The sequence below is a fragment of the Streptomyces sp. NPDC001502 genome, from assembly GCF_042894785.1.
GTDB classification, from domain to species: domain Bacteria; phylum Actinomycetota; class Actinomycetes; order Streptomycetales; family Streptomycetaceae; genus Streptomyces; species Streptomyces kutzneri.
Map to the genome: position 1 here is coordinate 49471 of NZ_JBIAVW010000016.1, position 19815 is coordinate 69285.

Sequence of the window (19815 nt, forward strand, 5' to 3'; positions counted from 1 at the left end):
CCACTTCGGCGGATCGGTTCGTCCGCCGCGCCCGCCCGCACCCCGTGTCCGGTAGCCCCGAGTGCCGCCGAACGCGTGCGTTTGAAGAAGATGGCCTACGGTCACAAGGCCGAGCACCGGCTGCGGGTGCGGGTGCGGGTGCGTGCACAGGTGGTGCTGCACGCCGTGCGCCGCCGACGTGGCCGGCTCGCCCGGGCGGGCCTGGCCGGGCTCAAAGACCGCAGGCGCTGTGGCCGTCCCGCCTCGTTCACACCGCTGCAGGCCGCCGAGGTCGAGGCGCCGGCCTGCCGGCTGCCGGCCTGCCGGCTGCCGCCTGCCGCCTGCCGCCTGCCGAGAGTGAAGTGCCGCTCTCACGCCGGCCGTGCCCGGGAATGCGCCCGCGAGGCCGCCCGGCGGGGCATCGCGCCGTTCATGTCGGCGTCGGCCGTGCGTCGGGCCGGCCGGCCCAGGACACGCCGGGGCCCTGGCGGCACCGCTCCTGGGCCCGGTGCCGCTGCCACCCCACCCTCGCCCCCGGCAAGTCCAGGGCGATGCGCGTCAATCACACCTGCGGACGCCCAGGTCATGAGCACCGGGATCGAACAGCCCGGCGGCGAGGACCTCAACATTCCGGCCATGCACGCCCTCTTCGATACCCCCAGCGTGCTCCCCCAGGTCGGCGTCAGTCTGGGCGCATGCTGCAGCGCCTCACGCTGCTGACCGCGGCCCGATCACCATCGGCGGCCACCACGCCCCGGACGGCGCTGGCTCGCGAAACCCGAGGGACGGACCGGCGAGTGCACTGATCCGCACCGTCCGTCACAAGGTCGCATGGCCTCATCGGCCGACCGCCGGCCGGGCGGCGCAAGGGTCACGCTTCCTGCGTGTCGGCCGAGGTCCAGTAGTCGTCGAGCATGTCTGACACCCAGGCCGGCGTCCGGACCGAGCCGCGGGGGCCCATCTGCTCGAAGTAGGGCGCGAGGTCGACGATGGGAGTGCCGTCGACCGCGTCGAGGTCTTCGACGTGGATGTCGCGGCCCTTGATCGCGAGGATCCTCGGGAAGGACTGCGCAAGCCGGTTGGGGCGGCGATGGTTGCGGTGAACGTAGGTGCCGGTGGGCTCCCAGGCCGGGTTGTTGCGGGGGCTGCGCACGCCCAGGTGGACATCGGCGTCGGAGCCCTTGTGGAAGTGCCAGACGACCAGCAGGTGGGAGAACTCCTCCAGGCCTTGCAGTGTCTCGACGGGATACTCGGGGTCGAGGCGGATGATTGACTGCACGCCTCCCTGGCGGCCGTCAGCCGGAGCTGTGTGGCCTCCGACGACACGGGCGATGACCTTCACCTGGATCAGGTCGTCCTGCACAGCTTCCTCCCCGGTGGTCGCCGGCCGTCCCGCCGCGTCGGCAGCCCGTGGCCTGCTGGTGTGATCCCACGGTCAGCGTACCCGGCTGATCACTGCGCGGGCCCGGTCGTCCAGGAGTGCCAGGGCGGCTCCACCGCGGGCGCGGTAGGGCGAGAGCGCGCGGCGCATCTGGACGACGGTGTCCCTTGCGCGGCCGGACTGGACCCCTTCCATGGCATCGAGGGCCTGGGTCCAGGTGGCGCAGGCCGCGTCTACCGCGCCGCGCTGTATCTGCACGGCGCCGAGAAGTCCGAGGGTGACGGAGTGGGTGCGGGCGAAGGGCTGGGCCCGGCGGGTGCGGACGCTTCGGACGAACTGGCGCTCGGCTCCGTGCAGGTCGCCGAGAGCTTGAAGGGTGCGAGCGGTTTCGTGAGCGAGGGACGCTTCGGAGAAGAAGAAGACCCTCGCGGGTTCGCCGTCTGCGGGCTCGGCTCTGCGCAGGTCGTCTTCGGCGCTCAGGAGCGCGGTGAGGGCCTGCTGCCTGCGGCCGGCGCAGGCCAGGGCGCGGGCGTGGACGACGCCGAGGAGGGCGCGCTCGCGGTGGCAGGCTTGCCTGTAGCGGCGGTGTGCGAGGGATGCCTCGGCGAGCTGCAGTGCCTGGGCGGGGTGGCCCAGGTCGAGGGTCTGGTGGGCTTTTGCGCGCAGGATGTGGCCTGCGAGCGGAGCGTCGTCGGCCTCGGCCGAGATCTGCAGGGCCAGGTCGAACCACTTCTGGGCCAGGACGTGCTCGGAAGCGTCGAAGGAGGTCCACCCGGCCAGGTAGGCGAGCTCGCCGGCAGCGGTGAACATGTCTCTGCGTACGTCCGCGTGAGAGAAGCGGCCCTCAAGGTAGGCGGCGACATCAGTGCGGAGGTAGGCCACGAGCGCGGCGCGGCCGTCCGCCCCGCCGCGGCGTTGCTCACGCTGCGACAGCAGCTGGGTCATCTCGCGGACGCCGGCGACATCCTCGGCTCCCACCGGGCGGCCCGTGGTGGCGGGTCGGGTGACCGTCGCCGAGAGGGATCCTTCCCACCACTGCTCGGGCGGTGTGACGAGGCCTGCGAGCGAGAAGGCGGCCCCTTTGAGGGTCTGCCGGCGTTCTGGGTCCAAGTCGATTCCCCCGAGTTCCACAAGTTGCGCGATCGTGTGGCCGTCCAGGGGCTGCGCCGCACCGATGTCGCCGTCCGGGCCGGGGAGCCCGATGGCGGCGTGTCCGATCGCGCGGTGCAGTCCTCGCGACAGCGTCTCGCACAAGATATGGGCCGCTGTCTCGGAGGGCCTCGATCCGCGGACCCATTGATTGATGTGCGAGGCCGTGACCGTCTTCACATCGTCGGCGCCGACTTCCGCCGCCACGCGCACGAAGTGGCGCGCGGTGACGGCCTGTGACCAGCCAAGTCGCAGTAGTACACCTTCAAGTTTGGTGTTGCGTTCGCGTGGCACGAAGCACCCCTGTCCACGAAACGATCTTTACGCGCTTTACGCAATCCCGTCCCGCTTCCGGGATACCCGTGCGGCGTGAAACACGATTCGCTGAGCGTAGTCCCAATGGTCCGCCGAGCGGGCCCTGTTCACCCATCGGCTGATCCGGCGGACTGCAGTTGCCGCCCGCGAGGAGCGCCCACGGAACGCGGAGGAGAACGCGATGAAGCCCGGACGCACCGCACGCGGCGAGATGCTCCAAGCCCTCGGCTCCCCGGACGCCATGACGGTGTGTCTGACCCTGCCGAACGCGCCGGAGTCCGTCGCGAAGTCGCGCCGTTTCGTCCGGTCGCAGTTGTCCGAGTGGGGCTGCCCCGAGCGCGCGCACGATGCCGTGCTGATCTGCAGCGAGCTGGCCACCAACGCCGTCCAGCACGTTCCTCCGGGCCCGAATGCCGGCGAGTTTCTCGTGGTCCTGACTTTTGTGGCCGGTAAAGCCCTCGTGGCGCAGGTCGCCGATTCCTCCTCCGCCCAACCGATGGCGACCGTCAGCCCGCCACAGGCCCTCGACACCTCCGGCCGCGGCCTGCTCATCGTGACCGCGCTCGCCGACTACTGGGGTGCCACGCCCAGGGCCGGCGGCCAGGGCAAAATCGTCAGCGCGTACATGCGGTTGCGGCAGACCGCTCCCCGTTCACCGGAGCCGGCGGATCTCGACGGGTACCTGACCGCGCAAGACGAGATCGTCGCAACGCAGACAGCACAGGCTGCTGCGCTCCCGCCGGGCCCGGACCCGGATCACACCGTCGTCCGTCTGGCGGCAGGAGACCCTGTGGATCTCATCGTGGACCGTGGTCATGCATGGCGACGGCACAACCCGACGGGACACTCGTCATCCAGTCGCCTGGCGATGGAGGCCACGGCCAAGGCCGGGCGCTAGGCCGTCTCTTCCGGATCAGGACATCGCCCCTGAGGCCCGGGCGTCGGCTATGCCGTGGGCAGGACGTCCGCAACAGCCTCCAGGGCGGCGTGCCAGGGATAGGCGGCCGGGTTGCCCTGGCCGGGCTCGTTCGGCACGAACCCGCCCTCGCCGTAGACCACGCGGACTCCGGCACTCCGCAGTGCCTCGACCGACCGCTCCCACTGGGGGTGTACCACGTAGGCGCTGTTCACGCAGGGCATCATGGCGATCGGGATCCCCTTGCCGATTCCTTCGGCAACGACGCCTACGAGCCACTTGTCCGTGATTCCGAGGGCCCAGGCATTCACGGTGTTGAACGTGGCCGGGGCGACCACGATCGCGTCCGGCTTCGGCCAGACGTCCGGCTGACCCGGCATCCGGTAGTCCCAGCGCACCGGGTGTCCGGTGAGCGCGGCCAGGCCGTCCAGGGACTCGGCGAGCCAGCGTGCGGCGGTCGGGGTGAGGCCGAGGCAAACGTCCCAGCCTGTGGACTGCGCCTCCTCGACGACCCGGGCGATGTCAAAGACCGGCGGGGCCGCGCTGCTGAACAGGTACAGGGTCCGAGTGCGCATGACTCCATCCGATCACATGGCTTCCTCCCCGATCCAAGTGAGTCAGGGCGAAGCCATGTCACGCGGCATCAGCGCAAGTAGCGTTGCCGATGACGAGTCAGGAACGGAGACCGGTATGCCGGGATTGGCTGACGACCACACCGGAAGGCGCATCAGGGAACAGCGGAATCCGGCGAGGCGGACGCAACGCGAACGGGCAGCACACGTCCCGTACGCGTACAGCCGGCTCATCCAAGTCGAGCGTGGCGCCGGACCGGCCTCCGCCGACCTCACCGCCCACGACGTCACGCGGTGCTGCGGCCGGGCGACGGCGTCATCCGCGACCGCCTTTCACGTTCTTGAGCCGCCGCCGGCAACAGAACCCGCACACTGACCCGTTTCGTCCGTTCCCCCGCAGGCACACCGCGCTGAGGCCGGCCCAACCCTGCGGAGCATCCTCGGCGTCCCGTACGCCCGCAGACGCCAGGGCCCGGCCCTGGGCCGGCGCCCACAATCCCCCGCCCGGGCGACAAGACCCTGTTCGAGCGAGTTTCAACGCCAGCACCACAGGCATACCAAGCCCACCGGGCCAGAGGAGAACATTCGTTCACCATTCGCCCCCGATTCGGCCGTGACGCACCCGATCGGGAGCCGTTCTTAGAGCACCAGTGCCAGCGATGCGCCCAACCGGAGGACCCTGTGAACCCCCTGCCGAATCACCTCCAAACCCCCGCCGTATTCGAACGTCCCGAGTCCGCCCCGTACCCGCGCCCGGCAGACGGGCGCCGTATTGACGCCCGCTCCTTCGCTCGCCGCGACTCACGACCGGATACCGGGAGGGCTGCGTGAGCAAGGACTCGACGGCCGGATCCGGCGCCGCGCGGGTGTCGGAGTCCGAGCGGCTCCTCTTCGGCGGAGAGCTGGCCTACGACATCGGCTGGGACCGGCACGAGGGCGCCTGGCTGAAGCTCGGGTTGTGGACGATGGCGAAGGAACTGCCGCGCCTGGCAGGGACCGGCCTACGACTCGCGAACCTGGCCGACGCCCGCGCCCTGCGTATCGTCCTGGTCTCCGAGGGCGGCCGCGGCATCGCCCAGGCCGTGGGTCTGGTCGCGGTCAACAGCGTGCTCGCCCACATCCTCGGGACCGGCAGTACCTCCGAGCGCCTCACACAGGCGGTGCCCGCACTCGTGGCCGTGGCTCTCACGGCGTTACTCGGGTCCCTGCTGCGGTCGGCATCGACAGCGGCCACCGGGGCGCTGGAGCCGAAGGTGCAGCGCGTGGCGACCGAGCAGTACCTGGGTCTGGTGCATCGGGTGGAGCTCGCCGCGATCGAGGACGACGAGTTCCACCGGCTCCTGGACGCCGCCCGGTACGGGGCGGACTCCGCCCGGCGCATGATCCGCTACTGCACCAACACCCTGAACTCCGCGGTGTCGCTCATCGCCGCGGCCGGTGTGCTGACCGTCCTGCACCCGGTGCTGCTGCCGCTGCTGGTGCTGATGACCCTGCCCAGCGCCTGGAGTTCGCTGACGATCGCCAAGCAGCGGTACCTCTCCTTCCACACCTTCGTCCAGCACGCCCGTGCCGGGCATCTTCTCGGTCAGCTGCTGACCCAGAAGGAGGCGGCGGCGGAGGTCCGCGTCCACGGCGTCGGCCCGTTCCTGCTGGGCCACTTCCGGACCATGGCCGAGACCGGCGAACGTGAGCAGACCCGGCTCGCTCGCCGGGCCGCGCGCGTCGGCCTCGTCGCCGACGGCGCCGGCGGAATCGCCACTCTCCTCGCCTACGGGGTGCTGGGGCTGCTGCTGTGGGGCGGGGCGATGGAACTCGCCGTCGCGGGCACGGCCGTCCTGGCCATCCGGACCGGCGCCGCCAGCCTGGACATGCTGGTCGTTCAGATCACCGAGTTGCACCAGGAGTCGCTGTTCGTCGCCGACTTCGAGCGGCTGTGCGTGGAAGCAACGACGCGCGCCATCCCCTTGGGCGGGCGGCCGCTTCCCGAGCGGCTGCGGGAGGTCCGGTTCGAGAAGGTCACCTTCACCTACCCCGGCAGCGGCGCGGCCGAGCCGGAACCGACGCTGCACGACGTCAGCCTGGCGTTCCCCACGGGAAAGATCATCGCGCTGGTGGGCGCGAACGGGTCCGGCAAGTCCACGCTGGTCAAGCTGCTGGCCGGCCTGTACCTGCCCGACGAGGGCAGCGGGAGGATCTGGTGGGACGACGTCGACGCGTGCACCGCGGACCGCGATCAGATCTTCGGCCGCGTCGCCCTGATGTCGCAGGACTTCTACCACTGGCCCTTCACCTTCCGCGTCAACGTCGGCATCGGCCAGCCCGGCCAGGCCATCGACGACCCTGCGGTGGAGAAGGCGGCCGGCTTCTCCGGAGCCGACGAGGTCCTCGCCGGCCTGCCACGCGGGCTCGGCACGCTGCTGGCACGCGGATACCGCGGCGGGCACCAGATCTCCGGCGGCCAGTGGCAGCGCGTCGGGATCGCCCGCGCCAAGTACCGGCAAGCGGACATCCTGATCGTCGACGAGCCCACCAGCGCGCTCGACGCCGTCGCCGAGCAGCGGGTCTTCGACCAGATCCGGGCACTTGCCGCGACCACCGGGCAGACCATCGTGCTCATCACCCACCGCCTGCACTCCGTGCGCCACGCAGACCTGATCCACGTCCTCAAGGACGGCCGGGTAGCGGAGTCGGGAACCTTCACCGCGCTGATGAACGAGACGACCGGCACCGGGGACTTCCGCGACGCCTACCTCGTCCAGGCCGCCGCCTTCGACGCCTCCGTCCCGGCCCAGCCCGGCGGCGACCACGACGCGCTGCCGGCACGGGACCGGTCGTGAGCTCGGACCTGACGCCGCTGCGGCGCGCCCCGGCCCCCGGCCCCCCAGCCGCTCGGCACGACCTCTCCATCCCCACGTCAAGGAGCTTGTGATGACCGTGTCGGACGTCCCGCGCAAGACCGCCGCGCTGCCGGCTGACTTCCGTGGCCGCCGCCTGCTGCGCCTGCGGGACGCCGACAGCCTGCCCTGCCCTGAAGGCACCCTGGCGACCGTGCTCACCACCGCACGGTGTCCCACTCCGTTCCCGGGCGCCGAGCAGCCCGAGGGGCGTCTGGTCCCGTCGGGCGTGTCACGGTGAACGCGGAGTCCGAGGTGGTGGCCGTGGCAGGCATCCTGTCGCGCTGCTACCGGATCGTCCCCGCCTCGGTCGTCGACGGCCCACGGGGGACCGCGACGCGCAACTACCTGGCCCGGGAGCGCGACAGCCGGCGTTGGTTCGTCAAGGTCTATCCGCCGGGCACGGACCTCCAGGGTGAGCAGGAGGCGCTGCGGCTCGGTGAGTTCGCACGCGGCAGCGGGGTTCCGGTACCGGCAGTGCGCCGGTCACCGGCCGGCGAGCTCATCGTGACTGCCGAAGGTACGGCCGTGTCCGTCTGCGAGTACGTCGATGGCGCGCACACTGCCGAGGCCGGTCTGCACGGCCGCAGGTGGGCAGCGGTCGGCGAGGCGGTGGGTGCGCTGCACCGGGCTCTGGCCCGGCATCCGGCCGGGTCCCCGCGGCCCGTTCCGGCGAGCGAGGTCTGCGACGTCGCGCGGGCCCGTCGGCGTCTGGAGAGGCTGCTCGCCCTGTACGGGAGAGGAACCACCGCCGACGGGGAGTTCGCCGCGTGGGCGCGCCGTGCCGCAGAGGAGCGCTTCGCCGCCTTGCCCCGCGTGGCGACCGTGGTCGGAGGGCTTCCGCCGATGCTGACGGCTCAGATCGTGCACGGGGATCTGGCCTCCCCGAATGTGTTGCTGCGCGAGCAGGAGGTGGCGGGCCTGATCGACTTCCGTCCGCCCCGTCACCGCAGTGCTGCGTGGGAGCTGGGCCGGATCGTCCTCGATCCGCGTACGGTGCTCGCCGGCCCGGGCTGGCCTGCAGGCCTGGCCGAGGCGGTCGCGGCCTACCGGGAGGCGAACTCCGGGCTCCCGTTGGTGGATCTGCTCGCCGTGCCCCGAGTGGCGACCGGTTACATGGCCTGCTCGGTCTACCCGCTGTCCGAACCCGTGGACCATCCGGCCGCGGTCACCCCCGAGCTTGAGAGGTACGGGCGAGCCCGGCACGCCGCCGTGAGGGTGCTCACCGAGCGTCTGGCCGAGGCGGAGGAGGTGCTCCGTGACCGTCTCGCCTGAGTCCGCCACCGTACCCGCGTCGTTGTGGCGCCACCGCGACTTCCGGCGCTACCTGACCGGCCAGACCGCCGGCGTGGCCGGCAGCTCCATCACCTCGATGGCGCTCCCCGTGCTGGCCGTGCTCGAACTGGACGCCACCGCCGGACAGGTCGCCTGGCTGGCGTTCCTGGGACAGCTGCCGCCCGCGCTGCTGGCGCTGCATGCCGGTGCGCTTGCCGACCGGCACTCCAAGCGCCGCCAGATGATCATCGGCGACCTGGTCAGCGCCGCCGCCCTGGCGACCGTGCCGCTGGCAGCAGCCTTTGGCGTGCTGACTCTGAGACAGCTCATGGTCGTTGCGGCGGTCCAGGGTGCCGCGGGTGTGCTGCACGACGCGGCGGCGATCAGCCTGCTGCCGAAGCTGGTCGAGAGGTCCTTGATCCAGCGGAGCAACAGCCGGATCGGGAGCCTGTTCGCGATCGCGGCGACCGGCGGGAGCAGCCTCGGCGCCGCCCTGACCGCGTTGCTCGGCCCGGCCCGAGCCCTGCTCGGCGACGTCGCGTCCTACCTTGTGAGCGCCTGGTGCACGGCCCGGATCCGGACCCGCGAGAGCAGCCCGGCCCGGGCGGAGAAGCGCCGGCTACGGACGGAGATCGCCGAGGGCCTGCGGTACGTGCACGCTGACCACAGACTGAGGGTGCTGACCTGGGTCAACGCCACGACCTCGCTGGCCTTGGCCGTTCTCAACACGTTGTGGGCGCTGTACCTGCTGCGGGTCCTGGAGATGAGTGCGACCGTCTTCGGCGTGGTCCTGGGAGTCGGCGCGTCGGGGGCGGCCGTCGGCGCCTTCGCCGCGCCCGCGTTCGCACGACGATGCGGACTCGGGCCGATGATGCTCGGCGCGCTTGCCCTCACCCCGCTCACCCAGTTCCCGCTGCTGCTGGCCTCCCCGGGGCTCGGCTGGGAGATCACGATCGGCGCGACCCTGTTCCTGCAGCTGGCCTGTGCCGCAGCCGCGGGCACCACCCAGCGGTCCATCCGGCAGATCGTCACCGAGTACCGCATGCAGGCTCGGATGCAGGCCGTGAGCACCTGTCTGACGTCCGGTGCCCGCCCGCTGGGGGCGCTGCTGGCCGGCGGCCTGGGTACCTGGGCCGGAGTACGGCCCGCACTCGTCGTCGGTACCTGCCTGCTCGTCGTACCGCTCGCAGTCCTGGCGTTCTCGCCGTTGCGCGCTCTGCGGCACATGCCCGATCCTCCGCCCGAGCCGCATGACCCGACCGGTCCGGCCGGACGCCCCAGGCCGGCCCCCTTCGCGGCCGTGCCCGCCCCAGGGCCGGCGCCTGCTGATGGACACCCGGAGGGCTCCATGGGGGGAGGTGCCTCGTGACACCACGCAACGGCCCAGGACACCGCCACCCGCCGGCAGGCAGCCGGATCCCCGGCCCGTCACCGAAGGAGACGGGCCAATGACCCCGCCCACCACCGCTGTCACCACGCCCCGGTCCGGCGGCTGCCTGTGCGGCAAGATCCAGTCCACGGTCTCCGGACAGCCCGACCACCCCCACACCCGCAGTTGCCGGAACGCCGTGCCCTGGCCGCCCCAGGTCCCCGACACCCGCGACCGCCCCCACAGCTGAGCACCACGCCCGCGCCAGGAGATCGGATACCCGTGCCCCTGTTCGACTCGGTGGACCGCCACTACGCCCGTTACCGCCCCAGACTGCCGGACAAGGTCGTCCAGCTCCTGGCCCACACATGGCGAGGGACGCAGGCGCCCACGCTGCTGGACCTCGGCGCCGGCACCGGACAGGTCGCCCTCTCCATGCTTCCCGCCCTGCCTCCCACGGCCCACCTGGACCTCGTGGACCAGGACCCGGGCATGCTCCGCACCGCACTCGACGAGCTCCGACCGCACCTGAGCGAGCGCACCGCCACGGTGCACGCCGTCCCGGCCGAACAGTTCGTCCCCGCCCAGCCCGGGTACCAGACCGATCTGATCACCTGTTGCCGGGCCTTCCACTGGATGGACCGTCCCGCGGTGCTGGCCATGGCGGACCGGTTTGCCGCGCCGCACGCCGCCGTCGCGATCATGGGGGACGGCAGCCTGTGGACCCACCCGGCCGAGTGGACGGCCGCGCTCAGGAATCTGATCCGGTCCCACCTCGGAGAAGACCGCCGCGCCGGCACCACCGGCGCCTACCGTGAGCCCGGCCGCCGCTACGAGGACGACCTCGCCGATTCCGTGTTCGGCGACATCACCGAGCACCGCTTCCCCTTCACCCGGCCGTGGACCCCTCGCGGGGTCCTGGGCTACCTGCGGTCCACCAGCTTCGCCCGGCCCGACCTCTTCGCCGACCACACCGGATTCGAGGAGCAGGCCCAGGCCCTCCTCCGACGCCACGCCGCCCAGGACGGAGTCCTGCACGAGGACGGCGTGTTCACCGTGCTGCTCGCCCGGCGCCCCGGGACCTCTCGGTGAGCGGCGGGGCCCGGCACACGGTGCCGGTCGACGTCCACCTCGTCCTGCGGCGCGACGGTGAAAGCGGCCCGGAGGTGCTGCTGTCCCGCCGGGCCGGTCCCGTGTACGCGGCCGGGATGTGGCATCTCCCGTCCGGACATCTCGACCCGTGCGAGGACATGGTCGAGGCGGTGATCCGGGAGGCCCGCGAGGAGACCGGGGTCCTCATCGCGGCGGAGGACGTGACCGCGGCCGTCACCGTCCACCACCACCCGCCCGTCGGCTCCCGGTCCCGCCTCGGCGTCTTCTTCGAGGTGCGCCGCTGGTCCGGGCAGCCACTGCTCATGGAGCCGGACCGCTGCGACGGCATGGACTGGTACCCGCTGGACGCCCTCCCCGGGCCGATGGTGGCGTACTGCCGGGCCGGGCTGGACGCCTACCGCGCCGGCCTGCCCGCCGCGGTGCACTTCCAGCAGCCCGGCGACGCCATCGAGTACGGCCCGGACGGTCCCGACCGCACCCGTCTCCTGGCCGGGCCCGCGACCGGTGGGGTGGAGTTGCCGTATCGGCTGCGGGTGTTCGCGGAGCAGGCCATCGGCAGGATCGCGCACGCGACGGAGGTGTCCTGGGTACGCACCGGCAGCCGGGTGTGGCGGCTCACCGGGGCTGGTGGTGGCACCTGGTTCCTGAAGCGGCACCGCGGGTCGAAGTTCCATGACCGGGAAGTGGCCGCGTACCGGTCGTGGGTGCCGGCGCTGGAGCCGCGGGCTCCCCGTCTCGTCGCGGCCGACACCGCGCTGCAGGCCGTCGTCGTCACCGCGCTGACCGGACGGTCGCCGCACGGCATGGTCCTCGGCGCCGCCGCCGAGGCGCGCGTCCAGCACGGTCTGGGCGGCCTCACCCGTGCCTTCCATGACAGCGGGCCCGAGCGGCCCGCCGGATCCGCGACGGCCGCCGACAAGGTCAAGCGCCATCTGGAGGGGGCTCGTCCGTACCTGGCCGACGGGGACGAGGACCTGGTCCTCACTCTGGCGCGCGCCTACGCGGATCTCGCGCAGCCCATGCTCGTGCCCACCCACGGAGACCTGCAGTACCGCAACGTCCTGCTCACCGACGACGGCGAACCGCAGCTGTTCGACTTCGAACGGACCGAGTACGGCACCGCGACCGGGGACCTGGTGCGGCTGAGCGACACCTGGACCGGCCGGCCGGACCTGCGCGCCGCGTTCCTCGACGGCTACGGCAGACCGCTCACCCCTGCCGAGGAGCTTCGCCTGGACTGCGAGGCCGCCTTCGACGCCGTCTCCGGCATCGCCTACGGCACCAGCCACGACGACCCCGAGGTGACCGAACGGGGCCACCGCACCCTGCGGCGACTCCACGCCACCGAGCACCGATAGCCCGTAGGTCCACTCGCCCTTCGAAGGAAGGAAACCCCGTGCCCGAGCCCCGCCCCGCCACCCCTGCCGATGCCGCCGAGATCGCCCGCCTGCGTTCCGAGAACATCCTGAGCGAGCCCCTGGACGCCGACTGGCTCACCCGGTGTGCCGATCAGCTCGCCTTACGCCTCCAGGCCGGGGGTGACGCCCGTGCGTACGTCGTCGACTCCCCCACCGGCGGCCTCGCCACCTGCGCCCTCGGTCTCGTCCACGCCGTGCTGCCGGCCCCGAAGTACCCCGAGGGGCTGGCCGTGCGGATCCACGCGGTCGCCACCGACCCCGCCCACCGGCGCCGCGGCCACGCCAAGGCCGCGCTCTCCGCTCTCCTCGACCAGCTGGAGCGCGAGGGGGTGACCTTGTACGAACTGTATGCCGGCGAGGGCTCCGCACCGCTGTACGAGGGCCTCGGCTTCAGGGCCGACCCGGCGCTGATGCGCATGACCCGCTTCCCGGGCTCGGTCGAGCGGAGCGGATCATGAGCAGGCAGTGGCTGCCTCCCGACGAGTTCGCCGCGACCCTGCCGAAGGCCACGGTCTCCGGAGCCGTGTTCTTCACCGACGAGAACGAACGGCCCGTCCAGCTGCGCGCCACCTACGCCGGCACCCACCCCTGGCAATGGCCCGGCGGCGTAGCCGTGCCCGGCGAGCGCCCCGGTACGTGTCGCCTCCGGAGATCGCCGCGCACAGTGCCGGCGCTGCCGTCGACCTGACCCTCGTGGACGCGGACGGCACCGAGCTGGACATGGGCACCCGGGTCAACTCCACCCCGGAAGAGAGCGCGGGCGCCTGCCACACCCTTGCCGACGGCCTCCCCCACCAGGCCCGGCTGCACCGCGCCACCCTGAGCCGTGCGCTCACGGCCGCCGGGCTCGTCAACTACGGGACGGAGTGGTGGCACTGGTCCTTCGGCGACCGTTACTGGGCCCTGATGAGCGGTGAACCGGCCGCCCTCTACGGACCCGTCTCCCGGCACCTCGGCGATCTCGCCTGAGCAACCCGACGAAGGGAACACGCACGGCATGAGCAACACGCACACCGCCCTCGACTGGCACGCCCACTACGAGGCCGGCCGCGACTTCCGCCCGCTGACCGACACCGAGAAGGCCGTCCTCACCGAGAACCTGACCCTGCCGGAGGACACTCAGGAGGCCCGGGCCTTGGAGGTGGCCTGCGGGACCGGCGAACTCGCTCGCTTCCTCGCCGCGGCCGGGTACCGGGTCGACGCGGTGGACTGGGCCCGGTCCGCCGTCGAGCGCGCCGCCGCGGCGTCGAACGGCGTCAACTGCCTTCAGCTCGACATCACCGGCGGGGACCTCTCCTCCCTCTGCCCGCCTGGTGCCGGCTATCGGCTCATCACCCTGCGCCGGGCCCTGGCCCACCTGCCCGACCGCACCCGCACGATCGCCGAACTCGCCGTCCTGCTCGACGAGGACGGCACGCTGTGCGTGATCACCCCGCACGCCGACCGGCACCCGGAGGATCTCCGCGGGATCTGTCTGGACGACGCCGAGATCGACCTCGTCGCCGACGGCTGGCAGCACACCGAGCGCATCGAGGCCGGCGACTCCACCGTCCTGCTGCTGCGCGGGCCCAAGACCGGCCCCGTCGCCTACCGTGAGAAGCGGAACCCGAAGCCGGCCGCGATGGCCGGTGTCGCGGTCGTGGTCACCAACGACCGCGGGCAGGTCCTCCTCGGCTGGAACCCCTCCCGCGGCATGTGGGAACTCCCCGCGGGCACGGTGGATCCGAGCGAGGCGTTCGAGGCCACGGCGGTACGCGAACTCGCCGAGGAAACCGGTCTGCGCGCCCGGCCGGAGTCGGTGCTCCTGCTGGGGACGCTGTGCGACACCACCCACGGATTCACCCGGATCACCGAGATCGCCCGCATCACCGACCACACCGGCCGGCCCTCGGCACGGGAGCCCGAGTCGACCACCCGGTGGGAGTGGCACACCCCGTCCGCCGTGCGGAGCCTGCCGCAGCCGCTGTTCACCGCTTCCGCCCAGGCCCTGAACGTGGTGTGGCCGGGCCTTCTGCCCGAGGTCCCGCCCGCGCACCTCACTCCCCGGCCCGCCGGAGACGTACCGCTGACGTTCGCGGAACCGGCCGCGGCGGTCCGGCTCCGCGAGCAGCTGGTCCGGGACCTCACAGCAGCCGGATGGACCGACACCCCGGAGCTGCGGCGGGCGTTCACGACCGTGCCACGCCACGCCTTCCTGCCCGAGCAGGCGCTCGCCCGGGCGTACGTCAACGAGGCGGTGGCCACCGTGTGCGACGACGCCGGGCGGTCGATGAGCTCGGTGTCGCAGCCCGAGATGCAGGCAATCATGCTGCGCCGGGCCAACCTCCGGCCGGGCGGGCACGTCCTGGAGATCGGGGGCGGCGGCTGCAACGCCTCCCTCATCGCCGAACTCGTCGGCCCCCACGGGTCGGTGGTGTGCGTGGAGATCGACCCGTACGTGCACGCCCGCACGGAGCGCTTCCTGACTGAGACCGGGTACGCGGACCGGGTCCGGTCCGTCCTCGGCGACGGCGCCCATGGAGCCCCGGAGCGCCTGATCCCGGAGACCGGCTTCGACGCGATCATCGTCACCGTCGCCTCGAACGACCTGCCCTCGCGCTGGACCAGTCAGCTCGCAGAAGGCGGGCACCTCGTCGTGCCGCTGCGGATCGGCGGCTTCACCCGAGCCGTCGGGCTCCGCAGGGTGGACTCTGCGCTGGTCTCCACGGACATCAGCCCGTGCGGGTTCGTCCCGATGCAGGGCGCCGGCCGATGGGACGACACCCCGTCCCCGATCGGGGACACCGGCTACGGAATCCGCTGGGAGGACACCCCGCCTGCCCCGCTCGACGGCTTGGACCGAGCCCTGGCCGCAGGCGGGGTGGAGCTGTGGACCGGGGTGACGGTGCGCGGCGGCGAGTCGCTCGAAGACCTGCAGCTGTGGCTGGCCACTTCCCTGAGCGGTTTCTGCCGGATGGCCGGCGACCCGGACCTGCCCGGCCCGGTGCGGCTGCCGAAGAGGTCGGGCGCCGAAGCCATCGTCCTCGGGGGCTCGCTGGCCTGCCTGATGACGGAACGACGCGAGCGCGATGAGGCCACTGGCACGTCCACCTGGGAGTTCGGGGTCCAGGGCTTCGGGCCGGACGGCAAGACCGCCGCGGACACCTTGGCCGCCGCAGTCCATGCCTGGGACCGGGAACTGCGGGACCGGGCCACGCCCCGGCTGACGGTGATGCCCGCAGGCACCCCCGACTCCACACTCCCCGCCGGGCACGTCGTGGAGAAGACCGACTGCCGCATCGTGATCGGCTGGCCGGGCCGTGACGAGGCCGCCGACCCGGCCGTTGGCCGGAACATCGGGACGACCCGGCATGGCGGCGCCTGACCGCGGCCTGTGTCGGCGAGATCGCCGAGCACGGGGGCGGTCACATCATCGTGCGTACGTCCGTGCTCACTCGGGCGGGCGCTGACCACGCCGCTCCCGCCCTGCGATGCCGAGCACAGTGCGGGTGCGGGTGCGGGTGCGGTGGATGAACTCACCGAGTGGCCACAGTTCACCCGCATCGACCCCAAGCAGCTCGCCGCCCGCACCACCAGCCCCAAGGTCATCGACGCCCGTGGCACCCTCGACACCGATCAGTGGCGCGAAGCCGGCTGGATGTAGCGGGCCCTCGGCCGCAGCTGACCTCGCCGCCGCCGGCCGATCTCGCCCCGGCCGGCCGGCCGGGGCGAGGCCTTGCGCCGGCCGCAGGTCGGCTGGAGCTCCCGGTACGAGGGCGATGTGCCGTTTCTGGTCCTCTCCTCCCCGCGCACGTGCCCGGCGTGCGGCTTCGGGCCTCTGAGCATCGAGGCGGCCTCCGAGCCGCACCTTTCACGGCCGCCGCAGGCAGCGGTCCACCGCCTCCCCGATATCGCCGGGTTCCGTCACCAGCGGAGCATCGGTGCTCCAGCTCCAGTGCGGGTGGGCGGCGGTGAGCTTGTCGGCCAGTTCACCGCACAGCCTGCGCCGCTCGTTCTCGTCGTCCGTGTCGGCGATAAGGCGGCCCCAGCGCACCGTGTCGACCACGGCGGATTTCGTGGCTTCGTACGCGAGGTAGAAGTCGAGGTCGGCCTGCCATCCGGTGAGGCACTCCTCGGGGGCGGACCGTTCCCACGCTTGCGTCACGGCCCGTCGTTCGGTCGGGGTGTAGGACATCTTGTGGAGGTGGTCCGCGAGGTCGTACACCGGGTCGCCCCACAGGGCGAGCTCCCAGTCGAGGAACGCAACGTGGCCGTCCTCAGCCATGATCATGTTCTTGCGGTGGATGTCGGCGTGCAGCAGTCGGAAGAGCCGCCGGGACATCCGGCCGGCGCGTTCGACGAGCGCGGCGCAGGGATCCTCCGGGACCCCGAGCGCCTCGTACAGACTGAGGTTCGCGTGGTCGCCCCTGCGTCGGATCTCGCGTACGAGCGCCAGGAGCAGACCGGCGAAGCCCGGCGTGTCGCCGTCCTGCGGCCAGTGCTCCGGCATCGGGGGCAGCACGGCGCCAGGCACACGCAGTAGCGCCGCGAAGAATCCTTCGACCGCTTTGAGCACGGCCTCCGGCAGCGCTTCCCCGTCCGGCGCGAGTTCGTCGATCCGCCGTCCGGGGACGTACTCGTGGATCTGGAAATCCGGTTGCCGTGAGGCGTGCAGGAGGCACGGGACGGCGGCCACGTGCATGCCTATCGACTGCAGGAGCTCGGCCTCGGGCCAGAGGGTGAGGTCCATGCGCTCCGATTCCCCGGACCGGATCCGCACCAGCACGGGTCCGCAGTCGGATTCCACTCGCACGTTCCGGTGGTAGAAGCCGGCCAGGGCCGTGTCCTGGCCCATCGCCTGTTCGTACAGCGCAAGGGCATCCACGACTACCCCTCCCACCATGGGGCAAGGATGCGGGCGACCCGCTGCGGGGTGAGGTCCGGGAGGGAGCCCCACACCCTGCGGGCGGCATTCACCTTCCTGACCAGGCGCCGGATGAGAAAGTCCCGCTCCGGGGGCGCGGCAGCGGCGAGCTGCTTCGAGTAGCGAACCGTGTCGACGATCGCCGACTTGATCCGCTCGTGCTCCATGTAGAGGTCCAGGTCCCTGAGCGGACCGGCTGTGGACGGTGCCGGAAGCCTCTCCCGCCACCGCTGGAACACCGCAGCGCGCTGATCCTGCGGATAGTCCATTTTGTGAAAGTGGATCGCGATCTCGTACATCGGATCCCCCCAGAGGGCCAGTTCCCAGTCGAGGAACCAGGTATGGCCGTCGGCCACGATCATGTTCTTGCGATGGAGATCGGCGTGGAGTACGGCAAATGGGCGGGGGGTCAGGGTGTCCCACCGGGACTCCACCACCGCCAGCGGGTCGGCCGGGATTCCCATCTCGGCGAAGACCACCCGGTACTCGTCCCGGTACATCGCGTAGATGTCCTGCGTGAACCTCGCCAGCAGCCGTCCGAAGCCGGCGCTGTCTCCCGAGGCGGGCCAGTCATCGGGAATCCCGGGGGCCTTCTCCAGCGGGATCCGCACCAGCTGGTCCATGAGGGTCACCACATCGGCCGGCACGTTGTCGGGTACGGAGCTGTTCCGCGGAGAAAAGCTGTCGAGCACCCGGCCCTCGATGAAGTGGTGTACCTGGAAGCGGGGCTCCTCGGAGACGTGGCGCAGCTCGGGGACCCGGCAGACATAGGGCCGGATGCAGGCGAGGACTTGCTCCTCCCGCCACAGGCGCACATCCATGACGTCCGCGGCCGCCAGCGGGATACGCACATTGACCTTGCCGTCCGCCGTGAGCACTCCCACGTTCCGGTTGTAATTGCCGGCCGCGGCGCCGTCCGCCGTGAGGGCCCGACCGTATAGTTCCAACCACGCCACAGGGCCACCTCATTGACATCGACACGACTTCCGTCAGCTGTCCGAACTCTTCGGCCTTGCCCAGAGCCCGGAGCGAGGGGCAGGCCCGTTTGGCCGGCGCCATCGTCTCCGGTCCGGTCCGGTCCGGTCCGGTCGGTCCCGTCCGGTCCGGTCCGCGATCGACTCTTCAGACTCGACACGGGTAGCCGAATTCTCCCAGGCTCGGGCCTGGGCGAGGGGTCGGTCGTCGGAAGTACTCGATCGCACTGGACAGTCCAGCCATCCCGACCGGAACGAGATGGGCATGAGCCTTGTCCGCGAAGGCCGTGGAGGTGACCCGGGCGGCCTCCAGACCGTCGAATGCGAGGGCCAGGGCTACGGCACGCATCTGGGTGCCGTAGCCCTGGCCCTGAAAACGGCGGCCGAGTCAGAAGCCCGTGCGGGCCTCGCCGGTGGTGGCGAAGTACCTTCGTCGTCATCCAGCCCGACGAGGACGACCCGGTCTGGTCCACCTCCGGTCGCGGTCCTGGACGAAGGCAGACGGATCAGCGCAGTCCGGCGAAGAGGTCGTTCTCGGGTACGGCCGCGCCGGTGGCGTCCTTGACACGTACGAAGGTCTCCGTGCCCATCAACCCGGCGAACCGCTCCTTGCCCATCTTGAGGAAGAAGATGTTCTCGCCCTGACTGGCGTGTGCGGCCAGCGCGTCGAACTTCTGACCGCTGAACGCGATGGTGTCCACCCACGTGGTGATCTCATCGTCGGGGAGGCCGATCTCGGCCATCGCGGCGGCCTCGGCGGGATCCGGCTCCGGCATGTCCTCGTGAAGCTCGCGCATGATCTCCCCGAACCGCTGCATGCCCGAGCGGGGCATCGTCGTCCAGTACACCTTCGGTGTCAGCGCGGTCATCTCCAGCGCCGCCATCGTGATGCGGTGGGCCTGGATGTGGTCGGGGTGGCCGTAGAAGCCGTTCTCGTCGTAGGTGACGACCACATCGGGTCGGTAGTGCCGCATGAGTTCCGCAAGTCGGGCGGCGCCTTCCTCCACGGGGGTCTGCCAGAAGGATCCGGGGGCGTCGTTGCTCGGCCAGCCCATCATCCCGGAGTCGGCGTAGTCCAGCGTTTCCAGATCGCTGATCTTCAGGACGTCACAGCTCGCCCCGAGTTCTTGTCGGCGCATCGAGGCGACGGTCGCCGGATCGTGCCCGGGTTCGCCCGGCTTGACACCCCCCGGTCCGTCACCGCAACGGCCGTCGGTACAGGTCACGAGAACCGTGCGGATGCCTTCCGCCGCGTACCGCGCGAGGACCCCTCCGGTTCCGGTGGCCTCGTCGTCGGGGTGGGCGTGCACTGCCATGAGCGTCAAGGGCCGGTCAGTCACGAAACAATCCTCCTGCGGAAATACGTCTTGGTCACAGTGCGCGGCGGGTGTACCGCGATCCTGGGAGCCCGGGTTCTGGTGGGGCGGACGACCTTGTGGTCTCCGTGTTCCCCGCCCTTGCGGCGCCGGTCCCTCAGTCGATGCAACCGCGACGACCGGACCGGCTGTTCCCGGCTCGGCCGCTTGGCCTTCCACCCCACCTCCAGCCTCACCCAGC

At 71.5% G+C, this 19815-nt stretch carries 19 protein-coding genes and 1 pseudogene; 14 read left to right on the forward strand and 6 right to left on the reverse strand.

Features of this window, described 5'->3' with window-relative positions; all coding sequences use genetic code 11:
- Positions 1 to 564 precede the first annotated feature (564 nt).
- Positions 565 to 699, forward strand: a complete 135-nt coding sequence (locus ACFY0D_RS26000; protein WP_390800464.1) for a hypothetical protein — start codon at positions 565 to 567, stop codon at positions 697 to 699.
- Between the two features lie 151 nt (positions 700 to 850).
- On the opposite strand, the gene ACFY0D_RS26005 is transcribed toward ACFY0D_RS26000, so the two are convergent.
- Together ACFY0D_RS26005 and ACFY0D_RS26010 are read right to left on the reverse strand one after the other, a co-directional pair.
- On the reverse strand, positions 851 to 1330 hold the full coding sequence (locus ACFY0D_RS26005; protein WP_390800592.1) for an SAM-dependent methyltransferase: 480 nt from the start codon (positions 1328 to 1330) through the stop codon (positions 851 to 853).
- Between the two features lie 84 nt (positions 1331 to 1414).
- Positions 1415 to 2470 (reverse strand): Tat pathway signal protein, encoded by a 1056-nt coding sequence (locus tag ACFY0D_RS26010; RefSeq protein ID WP_390800465.1) that lies wholly within the window; start codon positions 2468 to 2470, stop codon positions 1415 to 1417.
- Between the two features lie 535 nt (positions 2471 to 3005).
- Between ACFY0D_RS26010 and ACFY0D_RS26015 the strand changes: the two genes are divergently transcribed.
- Entirely contained in the window at positions 3006 to 3722 is a 717-nt protein-coding gene (locus tag ACFY0D_RS26015) for an ATP-binding protein (protein WP_390800466.1), read from the forward strand.
- 47 nt (positions 3723 to 3769) lie between these two features.
- Here ACFY0D_RS26015 and ACFY0D_RS26020 read toward each other — a convergent pair whose 3' ends face one another.
- Positions 3770 to 4315 carry a flavoprotein gene (locus ACFY0D_RS26020; RefSeq protein ID WP_390800467.1) on the reverse strand — a complete coding sequence of 182 codons (546 nt, stop codon included), beginning with the start codon at positions 4313 to 4315 and terminating at the stop codon, positions 3770 to 3772.
- A gap of 824 nt (positions 4316 to 5139) precedes the next feature.
- Between ACFY0D_RS26020 and ACFY0D_RS26025 the strand changes: the two genes are divergently transcribed.
- The 12 genes and pseudogenes from ACFY0D_RS26025 (at position 5140) to ACFY0D_RS26080 (ending at position 16024) form a co-directional block, all read left to right on the forward strand.
- On the forward strand, positions 5140 to 7149 hold the full coding sequence (locus ACFY0D_RS26025; protein WP_390800468.1) for an ATP-binding cassette domain-containing protein: 2010 nt from the start codon (positions 5140 to 5142) through the stop codon (positions 7147 to 7149).
- Positions 7150 to 7240: 91 nt separating this feature from the next.
- Positions 7241 to 7447 (forward strand): hypothetical protein, encoded by a 207-nt coding sequence (locus ACFY0D_RS26030; protein WP_390800469.1) that lies wholly within the window; start codon positions 7241 to 7243, stop codon positions 7445 to 7447.
- 23 nt (positions 7448 to 7470) lie between these two features.
- Complete coding sequence (locus tag ACFY0D_RS26035) at positions 7471 to 8481, forward strand: phosphotransferase enzyme family protein (protein ID WP_390800470.1); 1011 nt, start codon at positions 7471 to 7473, stop codon at positions 8479 to 8481.
- Positions 8465 to 9850: an MFS transporter gene (locus tag ACFY0D_RS26040; protein ID WP_390800471.1), complete on the forward strand. Its 1386-nt coding sequence runs from the start codon at positions 8465 to 8467 to the stop codon at positions 9848 to 9850. Before ACFY0D_RS26035 ends, ACFY0D_RS26040 begins: the two co-directional genes overlap by 17 nt.
- Before the next feature lie 79 nt (positions 9851 to 9929).
- Complete coding sequence (locus ACFY0D_RS26045; protein WP_390800472.1) at positions 9930 to 10100, forward strand: hypothetical protein; 171 nt, start codon at positions 9930 to 9932, stop codon at positions 10098 to 10100.
- A gap of 32 nt (positions 10101 to 10132) precedes the next feature.
- A complete protein-coding gene (locus ACFY0D_RS26050; protein WP_390800473.1) occupies positions 10133 to 10942 on the forward strand; it encodes a class I SAM-dependent methyltransferase in 810 nt (269 codons plus the stop codon).
- The gene (locus ACFY0D_RS26055) at positions 10939 to 12321 is read left to right on the forward strand and encodes a phosphotransferase (RefSeq protein WP_390800474.1); all 1383 of its coding nucleotides are present in this window, start codon (positions 10939 to 10941) and stop codon (positions 12319 to 12321) included. The genes ACFY0D_RS26050 and ACFY0D_RS26055 overlap by 4 nt, the downstream gene beginning before the upstream one ends.
- 38 nt (positions 12322 to 12359) lie before the next feature.
- Entirely contained in the window at positions 12360 to 12839 is a 480-nt protein-coding gene (locus ACFY0D_RS26060) for a GNAT family N-acetyltransferase (protein ID WP_390800475.1), read from the forward strand.
- Entirely contained in the window at positions 12836 to 13069 is a 234-nt protein-coding gene (locus ACFY0D_RS26065) for a hypothetical protein (RefSeq protein ID WP_390800476.1), read from the forward strand. The genes ACFY0D_RS26060 and ACFY0D_RS26065 overlap by 4 nt, the downstream gene beginning before the upstream one ends.
- A pseudogene (locus tag ACFY0D_RS26070) lies at positions 13006 to 13350 on the forward strand (M15 family metallopeptidase); the annotation flags it as partial. The gene ACFY0D_RS26065 and the pseudogene ACFY0D_RS26070, both read left to right, overlap by 64 nt.
- 28 nt (positions 13351 to 13378) lie before the next feature.
- Positions 13379 to 15745, forward strand: coding sequence for a methyltransferase, FxLD system (fxlM, locus tag ACFY0D_RS26075; RefSeq protein WP_390800477.1), 2367 nt, complete (start codon positions 13379 to 13381; stop codon positions 15743 to 15745).
- Positions 15746 to 15886: 141 nt separating this feature from the next.
- Entirely contained in the window at positions 15887 to 16024 is a 138-nt protein-coding gene (locus ACFY0D_RS26080; RefSeq protein ID WP_390800478.1) for a hypothetical protein, read from the forward strand.
- A gap of 207 nt (positions 16025 to 16231) precedes the next feature.
- On the opposite strand, the gene ACFY0D_RS26085 is transcribed toward ACFY0D_RS26080, so the two are convergent.
- The 3 genes from ACFY0D_RS26085 to ACFY0D_RS26095 form a co-directional block, all read right to left on the reverse strand.
- Positions 16232 to 17263: an aminoglycoside phosphotransferase family protein gene (locus tag ACFY0D_RS26085; RefSeq protein ID WP_390800479.1), complete on the reverse strand. Its 1032-nt coding sequence runs from the start codon at positions 17261 to 17263 to the stop codon at positions 16232 to 16234.
- Positions 17248 to 18240 (reverse strand): phosphotransferase family protein, encoded by a 993-nt coding sequence (locus ACFY0D_RS26090; protein ID WP_390800480.1) that lies wholly within the window; start codon positions 18238 to 18240, stop codon positions 17248 to 17250. Before ACFY0D_RS26090 ends, ACFY0D_RS26085 begins: the two co-directional genes overlap by 16 nt.
- 524 nt (positions 18241 to 18764) lie before the next feature.
- Positions 18765 to 19598 (reverse strand): PIG-L family deacetylase, encoded by an 834-nt coding sequence (locus ACFY0D_RS26095; RefSeq protein ID WP_390800481.1) that lies wholly within the window; start codon positions 19596 to 19598, stop codon positions 18765 to 18767.
- Between the last annotated feature and the right edge of the window lie 217 nt (positions 19599 to 19815).